The sequence below is a fragment of the Litorivivens lipolytica genome (assembly GCF_014191715.1).
Classification (GTDB): Bacteria; Pseudomonadota; Gammaproteobacteria; order Pseudomonadales; family Spongiibacteraceae; genus Litorivivens; species Litorivivens lipolytica.
Genome location: NZ_JACHWY010000001.1, coordinates 1,056,513 through 1,073,437, shown reverse-complemented (window position 1 = coordinate 1,073,437; position 16,925 = coordinate 1,056,513). Strand labels below are relative to the sequence as shown.

The following is a 16,925-nucleotide window of genomic DNA, read 5'->3' as shown; positions in this document are numbered from 1 at the left end:
ACAATGGGCCATAGCCAGTTGTGATGCAATCCTGCCTGCGAGCTTCCAGCATACCGATAATTTGACGGTACATGTGACGGTATCAAAAGGCTTCTACGAACGGTATCTTGCTTTACTCAACTGCCTAGGATTCCTTAGCAGTTCGCCTCCAGAATTACCTGGCCCGAACCCGCTCCAACGCCTTATTCTCAGAAACCCGCTCCTTAATCATCTCCAGCGACTCCACCAGAATATCCTCAGCCACCTGATCCAGCCCCGAGGTTTCCTGCATTAACAATTCCATCAGCGCCTCAACTACGGTCTCCACCAGCTGCTGGTTATCAATATGCACCAGATCATCCGCCGTCTGTTTGAGTATGTTGTAAACAATATCGCTGATGGTGCGCTCGAGAAGATCGAGGGTGTAGTCGCCGACGAGGGGCACTTTCTCCAGTTTGCCAATGTCTTCGCTGGCTTCCATAGCCTCGCGGATTCGGTGCAGCAGGTAAGCGCGTACATCCTCGTCGTGACGGTTTAACTGAACTTCCAGTCCTCGCGTTATGGGCTCTGCCAAGGCTTTGGCGATGTCCTGTTTGCGAGGCAGGATGACGCGCTGAATGAGGTCGCGCATTACCGGCTGACCGTGCTGGACTTCGTCTGTGATGCCATCGAGTACGTTGATTACCACCCGGTCGGCTACGTGCTCCATCAACACGTTGTAGTTGTCTTCGGTAAATCGGCCGAGTCGCGTTTCACGGAGATTGATAATGCCGAGTCGTTGCAGGCGATAGACCATGGAAATGATCCGCAACAAGCGCAGCAGACGAAAGCCTGTGAGGGGGATGCAGCCGAGGACTTCGTACCAGTGAATAAAGGGGTACCAGTACCAGCGGGTGTAGCGCTGGTGCCGAATGGCGTTGATCCAGCGAACCAGCAGTTCTGCGATAAAGATGGAAACAAAAACGAGGTCGTAGCGGAGATAGTTGGGGTGAATTTGCTCGCCGTAATATTTATGAAAGGCCGGCGTGAGGTTTTCCAATGTTGAGGAAACCATGTCGATAGTGAACAGCCAGTCGAAGCTCAGCCAGATCAGATTGATCATCAGTAGGCCGAGCATGATCAAGTCGACATAGAACCAGGTGGCTTCCTGATTCTCTCGCAGTTTTTGCAGATTCAGCTTAGGCATGCCTCCGAATCCTAAATGGCTGGAGGGTTACGACAAGGCTGTGGTGAAAAACTACCGGTTTCCGATGGATGCCGATGTCTGAGGACTACCGAACACAATGAGCAGGCATGCGGCAGAGCATATCGCCTGTGTAGCAATGACCAGTGGTACGGATTCTGGCAGCAGCGAGGAAAACCCGACAATCAGACCGGCAATGAAAAACTGGCAGGCGCCGAGCAGGGCCGCCGCTGTTCCGCCGTGCTGGGGGAAGTATTCCATGTAACAGGCCTGGGTGTTGGGAGATATTGCCCCCATTGCCCCTACAGTCATCATCATAGCTGGCAGGAATAGCCACCACACCGGCAGGAATAGTGAGATCAAGAGCAGTAGCAAAATCCCCACGGCTTGAATACTGAGTCCCCAGCGCAGAATGGTCACCGAAGAAAAGCGTAGCAACAGCCGGCGATTGCACAGATTGATGACCATCATCGCCAGTACATTGGCGCCAAACAGTAAGGCAAACTGGGTGGGGCCGGCGCCGAAGTAATCCTGATAGATAAATGAGGAATGGGAAATAAACAGCAACATGATGGCGAAGGCCAGAGCCTGCAACAGCAGAAAACGGCGCGCGGGTTTCACCTTGGATACCCCCGCATAGCGCTGCCGAAAGGTCACCGCTTGGATTGGAGCCCGATGCGGGCTGAGGCTTGGGAATACGATCTGCTGCAGCAAGCCCATCAGTAGCAGGGTGTAGCCTGCCAGAAACAGAAATATGCCATTCCAGCCCCAGAAGGCCAGTATCAGGCTGCCAAGACTGGGGGCGATTGCCGGGGCCAGAATCATGATCAGGCCGATAAGACTGAAAAAACGTGCGGCTTCAGTCCCGCTCAAACGATCGCGAACGATAGCGGGCACGCAGACTGTTGCCCAGCCGCCACCAAAGGCCTGCACGGCGCGCAGTATCAGGAGGGCCTCAAGAGTTTCGCTGCGATAGATCAGAAAACTTGCTACCCCGAATAGAGTGAGGCCAATTAGCATGATACGGCGGCGGCCGAAACGGTCGGACAGTGGGCCGCCAATGAGTTGGCCGAAGGCCAGTACGAAGACATATACGGCGATCGTTAATGAGATGTCGTGCACCCGAACACCCAGACTGCTTGCCATGGCGGGGAAGGCCGGCAGATAGGTATCCAGCGCCAGCGGCGCCAGTGCGGTGGTCATGGCCAGCACAATGGCGATGCCGATATGAAAGTGATTGTTGCTCGTCACCCGAATGTCTAAGCCCGAATTCTGGTAAGGTTTTGGCTGCAATATTTGCGTCGAATCGGGCGCTATTGAAACACGTTTGATCCCCTGAGTGAGACTTGATGACACGATTTGCCGTACTCGATCTTTGTTCTATTCGCGAAGGCGGCTCCATCGCCGAATCCTTCGCCAATTCGGTTGCGCTGGCGCAACATGCCGAGGGCTTGGGTTTCAGTCGCTTCTGGCTGGCGGAACACCATAACTTTGCGGGTATCGCCAGTGCCGCAACCTCCTTGGTGATTGGCCATGTAGCTGCGGCCACGCAAACGATTCGGGTGGGTGCGGGAGGTATCATGCTCCCCAACCATGCGCCGCTGGTGATAGCGGAGCAGTTCGGCACACTGGAGGCCCTACATCCCGGGCGAATTGACCTGGGTTTGGGCCGGGCGCCGGGCACGGACCAGCTCACTATTAATGCGTTGCGCCGAAACCTGGACGGCGACGTGAGTCAGTTCCCAAGGGATGTGGTGGAGTTGCTTCGCTTTCTAGATGAGCCCAAGCCCGGTCAGGCGGTGGTGGCGACGCCGGGAGCTGGCAGTCGGGTGCCGGTCTGGATTCTCGGCTCCAGCCTGTTTGGCGCACAATTGGCAGCATCGCTTGGTTTGCCGTTTGGCTTTGCCTCCCACTTCGCGCCGGCACAGTTGTACGAAGCGATTCAGCTGTACCGCGAGCGTTTTAAACCCTCGGAGTTTCTGGAAGAGCCTTATGTGATGGCGGGTTTCAATGTGATTGCCGCCGACAGTTTCGACGAAGCCGATCTTTTGGCCAGCTCTATGCGTCGGGCCTTTGTCAATCTGCGCCGGGGTCAGCCCGGTAAATTGCAGCCGCCGAGTGCGGAATTTAACCGCTCACTGGGCGGGGCCGATCAAATGCTGCTTTCGCAGATCATGGCTTGCTCGGCGGTGGGTGATAAGGACGTTGTTGCTGAAAAGCTCGCTGCGTTTATTGATGATACTGGCGTTGATGAAATTATTTTTGCCGGTCAGGTTTTTGATCTGGATGCACGGCTGCGATCCTTTGAAATTGTATCCGAGGTAATGTCTTCGCTTTGAGGCATTGCAGATAACAAAATGTTAAAGGTTTTTCGCCGGGTGGCGGTGCATCGTCAGGTAACGCACGGTTTTGTGAAGAATTGGGGAGAGCAGGTATGAGTTTCAGTGAGCTGCACGGCAAGGTTGCGATTATTACCGGTGGCAGCCGCGGCCTTGGCAAGGCCATGGCACTCGGTTTGGCAAAAGTGGGCATTAAGGTTGTGGTGGCCAGTCGCAAGCAGGAAAACTGCGAAACGGTTTGTGACGCAATACAGCAAGCGGGCGGTGAGGCTCTGGCGGTTGCAACGCATACCGGGCAAACCGAAAGTCTCGACAATCTGATCACCCAGACGCTGGCGCATTTTGGCGGCATCGATATTGTGATCAACAACGCCGGTATTAACCCGGCAGTGGGTGGCCTAACTGATGTGGAACCCTCACTGTTTCAGAAAATGTTCGATGTGAACCTGATGGGCCCTTGGTATCTGGCCTCGCGTGCAGCACCGCATATGGCCAAGCGCGGTGGGGGCAATGTTATTAATGTGGTGTCGGTTTCGGGTTTGAAACCGCCGGCCTACCAGGGCTTTTATGCCTCGTTAAAGGCTGGGTTGAATGCCATGACCAAGGTGATGGCCGCAGAATGGGCGGGTGACAATATTCGCGTAAATGCGCTAGCTCCCGGCAGCTATCACTCGGATTTGTTCGATACCAGCGCGTCTGTGATTCCCGGCTTTGAAGAGGGAGCCAAGGCCGCCTGTCTGCAGAAGCGGATTGCCGAGACCGAAGAGATTGTCGGCCCCGTGCTGTACCTGCTCAGCGATATGTCCAGCTACACCACGGGCTCGACGCTGCTTACCGACGGCGGTTTCTGCGTACTGTAATTATTCTTTGCGCAGATCAAGAATCGGCACGCTGCTGTTACCAGTGTACTTGGGCAGCACGCCGTTCCAGCGCTCAACTTCTTTCAGACGAATATAGTTGGGTGATTTAGCCAGTTGCTGGTTGATCACCTGAATCTGATAGGCCTCTGCATCCGCCAGTGCGCGAATTTTTTCCGCTTCCAGCTTGGCTGCCTGTAATTCAGATTCTGCCTGTTTGACCTTCTGGTTCTGCTCTGTAGCAAAGCGCTCCAGTTCGGCCTGTTGTTTCAAGACTTCCTGTTCGCGTTTTTTGGTCTCGGTGATCGCATTGCGAATAACCGCGGGCAACACCACATCGCGAATCAGTACCGATTCAATCTGAAGACCTTTGGGGGCGAGAAATTCACTCAGGGAAATCTGCAGGGTTGTTTGCAGCTGGGCCTGTACCGATTCTAGAAAGAAGTCCTGCGCCTGAGCCACACCTTTGCCCTGTTCACGCAGAATGGAGCGGAGCTTCGGGATCATATGCACATTGATGATGTCTTTGGTCTGACCGGTGTTGCGCAGAATATCCGGCGCCATGCTGCCAATGGTGCGGTACTGTACCGAGACATCCATTTCGGTGATCAGTTTGTCTTCAGACGGTACGCCGGCAGTTTCCTTGTGTGTTTTCTGGCGCAGGTCGAATTCGGTCCAGGAATAAAGCGGATTGACGGGAAAATGCAGGCCTTCATCGAAGGGGGTGGGCTGCACCTTGCCGAACAGACTCGCCACTTTGACATGACCAGCTGGTACGGTGGTATAACTCGCCATCGCTAAGGTGATCAGCGCTGCAATATAACAGCCGATACTAACGGTGCTGAAGGTGCGCTTTTGAGCGGGGTTGTTGGTAGATTGCGCGACAAAGGTAAAAACGATCCCCGCAAGTAGAACAATGAGAATAATAACGATGGTGCCCATGATGTGGTCTCCCAGAAGGCTTTGTTGTTATGCGGCGCTATCCACTACGCCGCTTGTTAGTCTGGTAATAGTAAGTCAGCCCGTGGTCCAGCGGAACCATTGACTGGTGGAAGATTGGCGCGGTGAGTATAGTCCGGGTTCATGACATCAAAATGTACCGTTAAAAGGAGACGCTGACGGAATGGTTCGCTGGTTCGCTATTATCGTGTTCCTGCAGGGTGTTGCGGCCTGCGCCTCTCCCGCCAGACCCTTTCCCCAGTCCCTGGATTATGGCACTGATGTCGTTCAGCCTAACCGCTATACCCAGGCGCAGCTCAATGCCCATATTGTTGACTACTACCTTCAGTGGAAATCGGATTACCTGATATCCGCTGGGCGCGACGATCAAGGCCGCGCGCTTTATCGGGTCGCATTTGGCAAGGATTCAAAAGCGACGGTATCGGAAGGTCAGGGCTACGGCATGATGATCGTCGCGCTCATGGCGGGCCATGATCCTGATGCTCAAATGGTCTTCGACGGGCTTTGGCGTTACAGCCGCCGTTACCCCAGTGGAATCGACGGACGCTTGATGAGCTGGAAGGTCGATGATGGCGAGACTGTTGGCGGCAATACGGCGGCCTTCGACGGGGATGCGGATATCGCCTACGGTCTGCTGTTGGCCAGCGCTCAATGGGGCAATAACGGCGATATAGATTACGGAGAAGTGGCGAATACCGTATTGGCGGGGTTGATGGAATCGGTTGTCGGCCCGGACAGTCGCTTGCCGATGATGGGCGATTGGGTAAAGCCGGATGGCGAGACCTACAACCAATTCACCCTACGCACGAGCGACTGTATGCCGGGTCATTTTGCGGCCTTTGCCCGGCACAGCGGCAGTTTGGCCTGGCACAGTGTTTCTGCAGCCTGTGAGAGCCGCCTGAAGCATTTACAGGCGCGCTCCAGCGCGGGATTGCTGCCGGACTTTGCCAAAGACTGCAGAACCCCCGAATCCTGTATTCCCGCCCCGGATGGCTATCTGGAGGATGAAACCGACGGTGACTACGACTACAACGCGGGCCGTCTGCCCTGGCGGCTGGCGGTAGATGCGATTCTCAATGGCCGCGAAGACTCTAGGGCAATGGCCCGCCGCATGCAGGCGTTCTTTGCCGAGGCGACGGCAGGCGACCCGGATCGTATTGCGGCGGGTTATACCCTGGATGGGGAACCCATTCGCAACTACTTCACCACGCTGTTTGCGGCGCCGGTGGCCGTGGCCGCCATGCTCGACCGCGAGCAACAGGACTTTCTGAATGCCCTCTATCAACGCCTCTATCGCGAGCACGGGGGCTACTACGAGGATTCCGTCAATCTGTTGTCGTTACTGGCGCTAAGCGGCAACTTCTGGGATCCGACCCAAGTTCCTCTGCCCGCGCGTAAAACCGCCTCGACCACAGGCCTTCCCGCTCTGGTGCTCAGCCTGAAACGGACATCGGAATGGAGGGATGGTTATTGCAGTGAAGCAACGGTGTATAACCCGGCAGAGGTGGCCGTGGATTGGGAAGTGGAATTCACTGCCCCGGAGTCTATCTACAAAATCTGGAATGCGCGCTACACACAGTCTGGTGAAACGGTGACTGTTCAGGGGGTGGACTGGAACAAGCGACTGGATTCAAAAGCCTCTGTAAGCTTCGGTTTCTGCGCCGATGAAGACGCAGAGACGGTCGAAGCGGAAGAAGCTGGCGAGCCAAACGAAAAAGAAACCTGAATAAGGGTTGACAGGTACTGCTCATTTCGCAAATGACAATCATTATCAATTGTCGAGGAGAGCTTTCGTGCACGTTCAATTTCTTTGCAGCAAACACCGCGCCCTACTCAGCGAGCGCCTGGAGGCAAGCGCACCCATCTGGTCGAGCTGGATGCGCAAGGGGCAGGCCTGTCGAACTCGGGGCAGCGTAGACGAGAGTATTCAGTTTTTTGGCTGCGCCTTCGATCTTTCAATTCTGCTGATCCAGCGTTTTACCGCCCACGGCAAACTCGATGGTCAGCGTCATATGGATCGTCTGATTGACTCCGGAATGGCCTTGGCGCGAGCCTTGGCGGAATGCGGCCACCTATCACTGCGACGCGAGTTTCTAAACAGGATAGGGGACATTCATTATCAGGAGCAGTTGCGTACGCCATTGCTGGCAACGCGACTGCCGAGCTGGCACAGCCAGGCCGCACTCGCGCTTGATGGCTATTCCGGCAGAGACGGCGCGTCGGCTGTCGCTGAAGTGCTGGGCATGAGCACGGATATGAGTGTGAACTAATGTCGGTGAGAGGGGCGACGCACGTTCACCTCACTATTCCGGCCGAGGTGTTGGAGCGTTTGATCGCAAGTGGGTTGCTGTGTGCCGCGGACGTTTGCTGCGACAGCCTTCGCGACAAAGCACAATTAACAGAGATCTGTAAGCGCTGTTGTATGAGCGGCACCGCTTCGGATAAGTGCGGGGCCGACTACAACATCAGCTCGCTGCGGCCTTCTTCCACATCCAGAATCTGAACCCGAACTTCTCCGACTCCAATACCGAGGGCTTCGAGTACCGGATCGAGAGTCAGCTCGGCGACACCACCGAGAATCGGCGCCAGCGCAATTAACAGATTGTTGGTTAGTGTGGCCTCATCTGTAGCGGATAGGGTAACGGGAAAGCCCAGCACAGTGGTGGAGATATTGCTGACCAGCGAGCTGCCGGCGGTGGCAACGCCGTTGCTGACGGCGCTGGAAACACTGGTGCTGGCCGAGCCTTCTTCGCTCGGCAGCGCGTCGGGCTGAGACAGATCCAGAGCAAAGGGAACGGTGCTATCACTTCCGCTGGCGATAGGTAGACTACCTTCAACCTCCAGCGTTGTGTTTATCAAGCCCAGGCCACCCAACGTGAGGTCCACTGACAGGTTGGCTGGATCACCGGGATTTGCGCCACGAATTTCCAGATCGAGCGCGCCGGGCGAGGTGCCCACGGTGAAATCGAACAGCCTCGACAGTAGGCGAGGGCACTGACTAATCTGATCCAGCCAAGCTTCTGACTCGGCGGTCGACATGGCTACTGTGATATCGCCACTGACGGTCAGGAGCGTGCCTAGCAAGGCACTGAGGGAGCCGCTGGAGCCGGGGCCAAAGTTGAGACTAATATTTGTTGCGAGATCCAGTGCAGCGGCGCGGGCAAGGGTACGGGGGGCACCGAGGGTATCGTAGCCAAAGCGACCGACCGCGATAGTCGGCCCGCTGCCGATGGTCAGGGCCATGGTCTGGTTCAGCGTGTTGCCAAACAAGTCTTGAATGATCGGTAGCGACGAGGTATCGGCGGCAACATTAAAGTTCACGGTGTCGCCGAGGTTGATATCCAGCAAAGCCGCCGTAATCAATTGCAGAGGTGACACTTCACTGTCGTCGGACTGATCACTACCGACATAGTCATCATCAACTTCCAAGATATTGCCGAGATCGACTGTCTCCGCACCGCTGCCTGCGGCAATCGCGGCATTGGTAATATCGGTGACGGGTGCAGCGCTACCCCCACTGACAGTTATGGTATTGCCGATGGCGGTCAACAGCTCGGTCAGGGTCAAATCAAGATTGCTCAGGTCATCCACGCCAGCGGTGGCTGCCAACAGCCCGGCGCTGGAAAGCTCAACAATCAGGTCGCTGAAGGTAATGGCGCTGTCGACCAGTCCCTGATAGCTGGCTGCAGAAAGGTTGATAGAGCCGCCCAGCAGGCCGCCGAGTACAGAATTGAGAACGGGTGACTGATCGCTGTCGACACTGATCAAGGCATTCCCGGCAGACAGGGTTGCCGTGAGGTCGCGCTCCGCGACGCCACTGGCGGTCAGCGTAATATCGTTGAAAATGCTGCCGGCAAATAAGGCCGAGGGAATGGTGCGTGACAGTACTACTTGAACCGATTGAAATTCCGCGCTGCTGGTGAACTCTCGACGGTTGTTGTTTACCGCCAGGGTGCCGAGGTTTACGGTCAGGGAATTTTCGGTGTCATCGGGATTAAAACCGTGATCAATCAGTGTGTCGCGGATGCCACTGGCTACGGTGTCCGCATCATCAAATCCGCTACAGTAGAGCTGCGATGCCTGAATTGCCGCGAGATCGGCCTGCTGTTGAAGAATCCGTTTTTCGTAGTACAGCCTTCCCGTGTCTACCGCCAGAGCCACAAACAGCAAGAGGGCACCGAGCAGAACGGCGGTACTGACGACGATCGCACCGCGCTGGTTCGACAGACTTGTCAGACTGATACGGCTACCCATACGGTCTACTCGGTGAATGTATCGCTAATGTAGGTTTCCGGAATGGGGTGACCAAAACTGTTGATGTAGCGATCGTAGATCTTGGTCTGAGCCTTACCCGGTAACTGCTGTTCTTTGCGCGAGGCCAACTTGCCCGAGCGTTGCAATTGCAACAGCTGGCCCGTTGGTGTGGCCTGTTGCCCCTTTAGCAGGGCCTGCGTCGGATCGGGTTCGTCTGCGTGCACCGGAAAAGAAAGCAACAGCGCTACGGAACCTGCAACTAAAAGTGATTTCACAGTGTTTCTCCTGTGCGAATAAGAATGGGTTGTTCCAGCCCGGAATCGGGCATGGCGACGGGGACATTTGCCACCGCGTTTTTACCGTTGCGCACTGAGGCTTTGCGGAACTGGGCAGCGCGCACCATCAGGTTCTGAAAGGATTCCGGTGTCATTTTGTGGTGTTCGGCCACAGCCCAGGCAGCTTTGGCGTCGCGATCAAGAATCAGGGCCAGCACCAAATTTTTAATGGCGATAGGATGTTCGTTCTGTAGCTGAATCGCGGTCAGAAATTCCTGTTGTGCCTGTGGGTATTGGCCATTGGCAAGCAGGGCGAAGCCGTAATCGTTTCGGATATTGGCATCCGTTGGCAGCAAGTCGCGTGCAACTTTCAGTTCGGCTAGCGCTTTTTGAAGGTTGCCGGTTATTGCGTGTATTTTTCCGGCGCCGAGAAAGCCCAGTGCGTGCAGACACCCACTTTTGAGTTCCTCATACTGTTCCAGAGCCTTGTGGGGCTGACCGCTTTTACGCAGGGATTCGGCCATCAAAAAGCGCGCACCATCGGAGGTAAAACGTTCGCGCTCCAGATGGGCTATCGCGGAATAGTACTGGCCTTCGGCTACGGTTTGCCGGATAAGATCGAGCCGCACACTCATTTCGCGGGATTTTTCTTCATAGCACTGCTGACCGCTGTTGACTGGCACCTTTGTCATTTTTGGTTGGCTGCTGCAGGCGCTAAGCAGCGCAGCAGACAGGACAACCGCTAGTTGAATTCGCATGACCTAACCCCCGTTTAATGTAGAAAGCGCCCGTGAGATCGCGATGAAACCGGGGCCGCCGATCACAATGATCAGTGCCGGAAACATCATCAACATCATCACCACAGACATATTCGCCGACGTTTTACTGACTTTTTCCTGCAGGTTGGTTTTGCGGCGACTCTGTAATACTTCATAAAGTTCCTGCAGGGATTTATCAACACCGCCACCGGTGCTCGATTCCTGGCGCAGAATAATCAAATATTCTCGAAAGCCTTCGGCGTGAGTGTTATTACACAACTCCTGTAGCGCTTCATCCTGAGCCTGGCCGGCGTCAATCCGTTTAACCGCAATTTTGAGTTCGGTTGCAGTGTTGGGTGTAAGGTGGCGAAGTTCGTCACAGAGAATGCCCAGCGTTTTGGGGAGTGACAAACCCACCCGCCACAACATGCGGGTAGTTTGGATCAGCATTAACGCTTCGTCTTCCAGTGCTTTCTGTCGCTTGTCGGCCTTGCCTTTAAGGCCGCGCTTCATGACCAGCAAGGTCACGACAAAGGCGATCACTGCATAAGCGAAGGCCTCAATTGCGGAGTATTTGCCAGCACCGAGTACCACTCCCAATAACAGGCTGAAAATTGCCGCAGCGGCCACCCCGTAAATCAGATAACGCATCTGATCAGCGGCAGAGCTCACTCCAGATTGGCGGAACAGACGCGCGACTTCGTCAATGGATTCGTAGCGGCTACGTAATTGACGCCAGGGCTCGAGCTGAAAGCTCCGCCGGTTCTTTTTGCGGGTCTCGCGCGTATCAATACTTGTCGTTGTAGATTGCTTGTGCGGCGCTTCTGGCACTATGCGCGGCTGAGCTTCAATACGAGCGAGCAACAGTAATGCCGGTGCCGCCATTAGCAGCACGATGCAGGCGAGAAACAGGAGGTGGTAGGATTCCATCATTGCCTCGCTATATGGCGCGCACCATGCGCCAGAGAGAAACCGCTCCCAGCACTTGCAGGGAAGCGGCGATGATCAAAAGGTTCTTGCCAAGGCTGTCGTGCCACATCTGCAGGATAAAATCCGGATTCATACTGGTCAGAAGCGTGATCATGGATAGTGGCAGTAGGGTGAGCACCAGCGCTGTAATGCGGGTTTCACCGGTCTGCGCCTTAAGTTCGCGCTTGCCGAGATCGTCAAGCCGGAGAATGTGCACAATGTCATCGAGAATGGCGCGGATGCTGCCGCCGAACTGCTCGTTAATATGCAGTGCCGTAGAAACGATCAGCAACTCTTTTGATCCGTTGGCGCGTGCTTCACGTTCAAAGGCTTGATGCAGCTCCAAACCGAGGCCGACACGCTGCATGACACGTCGCATGGAAAGCTCCAGTGGACCTTCAATATTTTCCATTGAGTCGGTGAAAGCGTGTTCTACAGACACACCTGCAGACAGCCGCCGGGATACCTGATTCAGAAAGGACGGCAGGGATTGCAGCAGCTTCTGCTTCTGATGGTTGCCAAGGGCTTGCAGCCCCACGTGGGTAATCAGCAGTAGTCCGAGTGCAGCAAGCAGGGCGACTGAAAATTCCAGCATAAGCCACAGCAGCGCGACCAGAACGAGTTCGCCTACCATTAATACCATAATGGTCGACGGTTGAAGGTTCAGACCTAGTCGGTTGAGATAGTTAACAATGAATTCCGGTATCCAGCGTGAACGCTTTGACGCCAGAGGGTCGAAGTCTTCGTCCTCTTTTTTGCCGGCGGCAGCGGGCCGTTCCTCTTTTTTTCCTGCGAGTAGCAGTACAGCGCCTGCGGCCGCTATCAGCAAACTGATCAGTATCCAGATCATGTCAGGACTCCGTGATTTGCTGCGCTAAGCTTGGCGCTATTGCCGCTACCGACACGTTCCATCTCTCCCGTGTGGGTATTGAACAGGAAGATGGGCGTCAGTGCGCAGTTTTTGCTGTTCACTTCGACAATTTCCTGTACCACGCGGCGACCATCAGCCAGCCGGCCGACATGGACAATATAATCGAGTGCGCTGCCGATCATGCGCTGGCAAAGTGTGTCTGAGCCTTTGAATTCCGCCAGACCAACCATCATTTCAAGACGGGTAATGGCATCTTCAGCGGAGTTGGCGTGGACGGTACTCATCGACCCGCTGTGACCAGTGTTCATAGCCTGTAGCATATCGAGCACCTCAGCACCGCGGGTTTCACCAACGATAATGCGGTCTGGACGCATCCGCAGAGAATTACGCAGCAGTTCGCGGGCAGTCACTTCGCCGATACCCTCGTTATTGGGAGGGCGGGTTTCCAGTCTGACGACGTGACTGTGCTGCAATTGAAGTTCCGCTGCGTCTTCGATAGTCACTACGCGTTGGCCATCAAAAATATACTGACTCAGAGCATTCAGTATCGTTGTTTTTCCCGAGCCGGTGGCACCACTGATCAGGATGTTGGAGCGGTTGTTGACCGCCTGTTTCAAAAACTCCATGGCATCACGGCTAATAGAGCCGCCGTCCACCAGGTCATGTTCGGTGAGGGCTTCCTGTCGGAATTTACGAATGGACAGGCAGGGGCCTTCCAGTGATAGCGGCGGCACGATGGCGTTGATACGGCTGCCGTCGGGCAGTCGGCCATCCACCAGTGGGCTCGATTCATCGATGCGACGGCCGAGCGGTGAAATCATGCGGCGAATCACTCGCAGTACGTGACGGTCGTCAAGAAAGCGCAGCCGGGTTTTCTCGAGAACACCTCTGCGCTCTACAAAGATGGAGGTGGGGCCATTGATCAGAATGTCGTTGACTTCCGGGTCTTCCAGAAGACTCTGCAGTGGTCCGTAGCCGGCGATCTCGTCCAGCAGTTCTTTCTCCAGAACAGCTTGCTCGTCCTCGGCAATCGGAAATTCGTAAATGCGGCAGTACTGGCGAATATAGCCGGAAATGGAACGCGCCAGACGTTTTGTATCGCCATCGTAAAAGGCTTCCTCGTCTTCAATGCGTTCGATCACAAATCGGTGCAAAGCCGCCTTGAGGCGCTCGTACTCGTCACCGCTGTTCAGATCTTCTGTCACATTAAGGTCGGACACAGTGTTCTCCTGTCATCCTTGGTCGTTAAGCCACACTCAGTCCGAGAACCCGACGCCGGGTGAACTCCAGGTTTTACCGCTGTATTCGGGTTGCGCGTCGCCGAATAGAATGTCGCCAAAGCTTGGCTGATGGCGGCGATAAATTTCGCCGGGCAGTTCCGGCAGTCGTGCCTGCGCTGCCATGGGTCTCACCAGATGCGGAGTCACGATCATGATCAGCTCTTTATCTTCGCGCTCAAAACGGGTTGAGCGGAAGAACGCGCCGAGTATGGGGATATCGCCTAACCCTGGAAATTTATCTGCGTTGCTGGCGGTACGCGTGCTGATCAAGCCGCTGATAATAAAGCTCTCGCCGGACGCCAGTTGTACGGCAGTATCGGTACGGCGCACACGCAATGACGGGACTGCCACGCCGCCGGTTTGAATGCCACTCACAAAATCCAGTTCGCTCACTTCCGGTGCTACCTTGAGCATGATGTTCTGATTGTCCAGCACGGTGGGTGTCAGTTTCAGGCGCACACCAAACTCGCGGTACTCTATTTCAATCTCACCATTCTGGTTGCTGGCAGGGTAGGGGAACTCGCCACCGGCCAGAAAACTGGCGGTATGACCAGACAGCGCGACTAATGAGGGCTCGGCCAGCGTGTAAGCATAGCCGTTGTTTTGCAGCGCGCTGATTACCCCGAGCAGGCCGCGCTGGGCCTTGCCAATCAGCAGTGAATAACTGTCGGTGTTGGGAAGAAAGCCACTTTGGGTGAGCAAGTTGAAGCCGCCGTTGGTGCCTTCGACGCCGCTAAAACTGCCGGGCGTTCCGACCGCAGCGGTGGTATTAAGCGTATTCTTGGCCAATAGCGAGCCCACAGATTTCAATTCATTGCGACTGATCTCCACAATACGGATATCCGTCTGCACTTGAATGGGGCCGGTAGAGTGAGTGCTGTCGACGGCAGACTTGCCTGCGGCAGCCATAGCGCTGTCATGCTCTGCCAATGAAGCCACGGCACCGCTAACCATGATGCCGCCCTGAATCGCCTGTACGCGCGTTGTCGGTGCAAACTTGCCGATGTCCGGAGTGATGTCTACCTGATAGCGCAGGGGGTTGCGGTAACCCTGTTTCCAGACCATCAGCGAAGTTTTGCCGTCTGCTTTCGCGGTCAGCAGAATTTCCCGGCTATTGATGACCTTTACGCTCAGTACTTCGGGATTGCCGACAGCAGTTCTCACTATCGGTTCGGGTGCGCGCATCTGGTACTGTTCGCCGGAGATCATTTTCAGATCGATATTGTCGAGTGCGTTGACCAAGGCAGAAGACAGCAGGCCAATCGCAAGTAAAATCATTTTTACCTTGTTCACGGATTAGTCCTCACTGTTTCAACGCTGTCGCCGTGGTAGACATAGACTTTAGGGCGGGGTTTATAGACCTGCTTTGGTTTGCCGATCACGTCGGCCATGTCGGCCTTGATTTCCGCCCGTTCAGCTGGCGTTGTTTCAAGTTCCATTTGTTCCAGTTCGCGGTCGCCTACTGCAGCCAATCGCAGAGAACCAGCCGTTTCGGCCAGAAGCAATTTGCTGATGTCGGCTTCCGGCACCTCGAGTACTGCCGTGCGGCTCCGCTTTCCGGTGGCTTCGTCAGCCGGAGGGGTTCCCTGCAAGACGTTGCCAAAGGCAAGCACAGTGATATCGGTGAGGATGCGGCGAGACAGGCTGCTGTTGCCGGATTCGCGACTGGCGCGCGTGGCAAACAGAATGTCGACTTTATCGCCCGGCATCAGATAGCCGCCGGTGCCGATGGTCTCGTCGACTGCAACGGCCATTGCGCGATAGCCGGGCTTAACCTGTTCCGCCAATACGCTGCTAATTTCAAAGTGCTGTTCGCGCAGAACTTCACCCTGGGGCAGGGCAACGTAAACTTCCTTGCCAACAACCGCAGAGGTTTCGGTAAACGTGCCGCCGGTGCTGAGCGGGTAGGGAATGCTCTGCACATCGTCGGCGCTAAGCACCGTATTGGGTTCAATGGCGCGCTTGGTGACGACCACTTTATAGGCAGATTCGGGGGCCAGGACCGTGGATTTGACTTCCGGCTGGCTGCTGAGGCGAATGCCGACGATGGCGAGAATCAGCGAGAAGCCGATCAGGCCGAAGGCCAGTATCTTTAGCGTTTTGGGCTGCATGGTCGCTTCCTTGTGCAAACGTGCGTATCCAACTTTCAACTGCGCCCTAGTTCTGAGGCCTTGTTACTGCATAAAGAATCAGACCCTAAGGCTTGCGCGTCCAATCAAATGCTGTGGAATGCGCGGAATTGTGCCAATGGCGGGCAGGGTGACTGCGGGAATCAGTGGATTCGTATCGTAGTTGTCGTAGCGCACTTCAACCGTGCAAGTATCGCCACTGCAATTTACGACAACCTCCTCTCCTGATGTGCCAAGCACAATGCTTTTTACTGAGGGCGGAAGCCAGTCCAGCGAAGCCACCACCTGTGAGCGAATCGCCGGTGTGATTCGATCATCAATACACTCCTGCGATGTCAGTCCTTCACAGTCCACCGCGACGGCAGCACGCAAGGCATCTTCAGACGCGTAGGTAAAACTCTGTATCAACAGAAACACAGTCGCGTAGGTGACAATGCCATAGAGCAAGGCCATAAAGACGGGTAGCACAATCGAGAACTCGATAGCGGACGCGCCTTTTTCATTACGACGAACCGATAGACCGCTTTTTATGTTGCGCGTTTGCTTAGGCATGATTGCCCTCACAGTAGTGTCGTTAACCAGCCAAGTGAAACGGCAGTCCCGAGGGGAATGCCACGCTCGCGCAGCTGGTTCATCAATTCATTGGGCCGCACTTGCGCGCAACCCTGACAGGCTTCAAGCGGAAACCTGCGCAATGCCTGATCGGCCAGAAGACAAGCGCCAACCAGTATCACCAGACCAAAACTGAAGGCCTGGAAGTAGGCATCGGTCGTTAACAGCGGAGCCAATGCAAACAGCATCTTTACATCACCAGCACCCAGCACAGCCCGCATCAAACCGGGTACTGAAATCAACGAGGCTATAATTAAGTTGAAGATCAACTCATAACCGTTGGGTGATTCCGTTATCCAGCGCACGACCGCGCAAGCCAACAAGGCCAGTACCGCGCCGTTAGCGATGCGGCGCTGCGTCCAGTCTTGCCAGGCAATAAACGCTAGCGTGGCAGAGAAAACGATGGTGAGGGCCGAATCTGTGAAAGCCACAATATCCATGTTGGCCCCTGCCGCCGAA

Annotated in this window: 17 protein-coding genes; 4 read left to right on the top strand and 13 right to left on the bottom strand. The window is 55.3% G+C overall.

Annotation, left to right across the window (positions count from 1 at the left end; all coding sequences use genetic code 11):
* Nucleotides 1-154: 154 nt before the first annotated feature.
* Entirely contained in the window at nucleotides 155-1,165 is a 1,011-nt protein-coding gene (locus FHR99_RS04930; protein ID WP_183409416.1) for an ion transporter, read from the bottom strand.
* Between the two features lie 51 nt (nucleotides 1,166-1,216).
* Complete coding sequence (locus FHR99_RS04925) at nucleotides 1,217-2,413, bottom strand: multidrug effflux MFS transporter (RefSeq protein ID WP_343067395.1); 1,197 nt, start codon at nucleotides 2,411-2,413, stop codon at nucleotides 1,217-1,219.
* Between the two features lie 98 nt (nucleotides 2,414-2,511).
* On the opposite strand from FHR99_RS04925, the gene FHR99_RS04920 reads away from it, so the two are divergent.
* The gene (locus tag FHR99_RS04920) at nucleotides 2,512-3,501 is read left to right on the top strand and encodes an LLM class flavin-dependent oxidoreductase (protein WP_183409415.1); all 990 of its coding nucleotides are present in this window, start codon (nucleotides 2,512-2,514) and stop codon (nucleotides 3,499-3,501) included.
* A gap of 95 nt (nucleotides 3,502-3,596) precedes the next feature.
* Nucleotides 3,597-4,361, top strand: a complete 765-nt coding sequence (locus FHR99_RS04915) for an SDR family NAD(P)-dependent oxidoreductase (RefSeq protein ID WP_183409414.1) — start codon at nucleotides 3,597-3,599, stop codon at nucleotides 4,359-4,361.
* Here FHR99_RS04915 and FHR99_RS04910 read toward each other — a convergent pair whose 3' ends face one another.
* Nucleotides 4,362-5,300: an SPFH domain-containing protein gene (locus FHR99_RS04910; protein WP_183409413.1), complete on the bottom strand. Its 939-nt coding sequence runs from the start codon at nucleotides 5,298-5,300 to the stop codon at nucleotides 4,362-4,364.
* Between the two features lie 181 nt (nucleotides 5,301-5,481).
* Between FHR99_RS04910 and FHR99_RS04905 the strand changes: the two genes are divergently transcribed.
* Nucleotides 5,482-7,044 (top strand): glycosyl hydrolase family 8, encoded by a 1,563-nt coding sequence (locus tag FHR99_RS04905; protein ID WP_183409412.1) that lies wholly within the window; start codon nucleotides 5,482-5,484, stop codon nucleotides 7,042-7,044.
* Between the two features lie 67 nt (nucleotides 7,045-7,111).
* On the top strand, nucleotides 7,112-7,588 hold the full coding sequence (locus tag FHR99_RS04900; protein WP_183409411.1) for a hypothetical protein: 477 nt from the start codon (nucleotides 7,112-7,114) through the stop codon (nucleotides 7,586-7,588).
* Between the two features lie 187 nt (nucleotides 7,589-7,775).
* Here the strand turns inward: FHR99_RS04900 and FHR99_RS04895 are convergent, their stop codons facing one another.
* The 10 genes from FHR99_RS04895 to FHR99_RS04850 all read right to left on the bottom strand — a co-directional run bounded on the left by FHR99_RS04895 (nucleotide 7,776) and on the right by FHR99_RS04850 (nucleotide 16,906).
* Nucleotides 7,776-9,572: a pilus assembly protein TadG-related protein gene (locus FHR99_RS04895; RefSeq protein ID WP_183409410.1), complete on the bottom strand. Its 1,797-nt coding sequence runs from the start codon at nucleotides 9,570-9,572 to the stop codon at nucleotides 7,776-7,778.
* A 5-nt stretch (nucleotides 9,573-9,577) separates the two neighbouring features.
* Nucleotides 9,578-9,847, bottom strand: a complete 270-nt coding sequence (locus FHR99_RS16430) for a DUF3613 domain-containing protein (RefSeq protein ID WP_183409409.1) — start codon at nucleotides 9,845-9,847, stop codon at nucleotides 9,578-9,580.
* Nucleotides 9,844-10,605, bottom strand: a complete 762-nt coding sequence (locus tag FHR99_RS04885) for a tetratricopeptide repeat protein (protein ID WP_183409408.1) — start codon at nucleotides 10,603-10,605, stop codon at nucleotides 9,844-9,846. Before FHR99_RS04885 ends, FHR99_RS16430 begins: the two co-directional genes overlap by 4 nt.
* Before the next feature lie 3 nt (nucleotides 10,606-10,608).
* A complete protein-coding gene (locus FHR99_RS04880; RefSeq protein WP_183409407.1) occupies nucleotides 10,609-11,535 on the bottom strand; it encodes a type II secretion system F family protein in 927 nt (308 codons plus the stop codon).
* 10 nt (nucleotides 11,536-11,545) lie between these two features.
* The gene (locus tag FHR99_RS04875) at nucleotides 11,546-12,424 is read right to left on the bottom strand and encodes a type II secretion system F family protein (protein WP_183409406.1); all 879 of its coding nucleotides are present in this window, start codon (nucleotides 12,422-12,424) and stop codon (nucleotides 11,546-11,548) included.
* Entirely contained in the window at nucleotides 12,421-13,665 is a 1,245-nt protein-coding gene (locus FHR99_RS04870) for an ATPase, T2SS/T4P/T4SS family (RefSeq protein ID WP_183409405.1), read from the bottom strand. Before FHR99_RS04870 ends, FHR99_RS04875 begins: the two co-directional genes overlap by 4 nt.
* Before the next feature lie 36 nt (nucleotides 13,666-13,701).
* Entirely contained in the window at nucleotides 13,702-15,018 is a 1,317-nt protein-coding gene (locus FHR99_RS04865) for a type II and III secretion system protein family protein (RefSeq protein WP_343067393.1), read from the bottom strand.
* Nucleotides 15,015-15,836 carry a Flp pilus assembly protein CpaB gene (gene cpaB, locus FHR99_RS04860; protein WP_183409404.1) on the bottom strand — a complete coding sequence of 274 codons (822 nt, stop codon included), beginning with the start codon at nucleotides 15,834-15,836 and terminating at the stop codon, nucleotides 15,015-15,017. The genes FHR99_RS04865 and cpaB overlap by 4 nt, the downstream gene beginning before the upstream one ends.
* A 78-nt stretch (nucleotides 15,837-15,914) precedes the next feature.
* Nucleotides 15,915-16,406 carry a TadE/TadG family type IV pilus assembly protein gene (locus tag FHR99_RS04855; protein WP_183409403.1) on the bottom strand — a complete coding sequence of 164 codons (492 nt, stop codon included), beginning with the start codon at nucleotides 16,404-16,406 and terminating at the stop codon, nucleotides 15,915-15,917.
* An 8-nt stretch (nucleotides 16,407-16,414) separates the two neighbouring features.
* Nucleotides 16,415-16,906, bottom strand: coding sequence for a prepilin peptidase (locus FHR99_RS04850; RefSeq protein ID WP_183409402.1), 492 nt, complete (start codon nucleotides 16,904-16,906; stop codon nucleotides 16,415-16,417).
* Nucleotides 16,907-16,925: the final 19 nt, after the last annotated feature.

Excerpts from the sequence above, each read along its gene's own strand:
- FHR99_RS04930 (WP_183409416.1), bottom strand. The coding sequence starts at position 1,165 with ATGCCTAAGCTGAATCTGCAAAAACTGCGAGAGAATCAGGAAGCCACC.
- FHR99_RS04920 (WP_183409415.1), top strand. The coding sequence starts at position 2,512 with ATGACACGATTTGCCGTACTCGATCTTTGTTCTATTCGCGAAGGCGGC.
- FHR99_RS04915 (WP_183409414.1), top strand. The coding sequence starts at position 3,597 with ATGAGTTTCAGTGAGCTGCACGGCAAGGTTGCGATTATTACCGGTGGC.
- FHR99_RS04910 (WP_183409413.1), bottom strand. The coding sequence starts at position 5,300 with ATGGGCACCATCGTTATTATTCTCATTGTTCTACTTGCGGGGATCGTT.
- FHR99_RS04905 (WP_183409412.1), top strand. The coding sequence starts at position 5,482 with ATGGTTCGCTGGTTCGCTATTATCGTGTTCCTGCAGGGTGTTGCGGCC.
- FHR99_RS04895 (WP_183409410.1), bottom strand. The coding sequence starts at position 9,572 with ATGGGTAGCCGTATCAGTCTGACAAGTCTGTCGAACCAGCGCGGTGCG.
- FHR99_RS04885 (WP_183409408.1), bottom strand. The coding sequence starts at position 10,605 with ATGCGAATTCAACTAGCGGTTGTCCTGTCTGCTGCGCTGCTTAGCGCC.
- FHR99_RS04880 (WP_183409407.1), bottom strand. The coding sequence starts at position 11,535 with ATGGAATCCTACCACCTCCTGTTTCTCGCCTGCATCGTGCTGCTAATG.
- FHR99_RS04875 (WP_183409406.1), bottom strand. The coding sequence starts at position 12,424 with ATGATCTGGATACTGATCAGTTTGCTGATAGCGGCCGCAGGCGCTGTA.
- cpaB (WP_183409404.1), bottom strand. The coding sequence starts at position 15,836 with ATGCAGCCCAAAACGCTAAAGATACTGGCCTTCGGCCTGATCGGCTTC.
- FHR99_RS04855 (WP_183409403.1), bottom strand. The coding sequence starts at position 16,406 with ATGCCTAAGCAAACGCGCAACATAAAAAGCGGTCTATCGGTTCGTCGT.
- FHR99_RS04850 (WP_183409402.1), bottom strand. The coding sequence starts at position 16,906 with ATGGATATTGTGGCTTTCACAGATTCGGCCCTCACCATCGTTTTCTCT.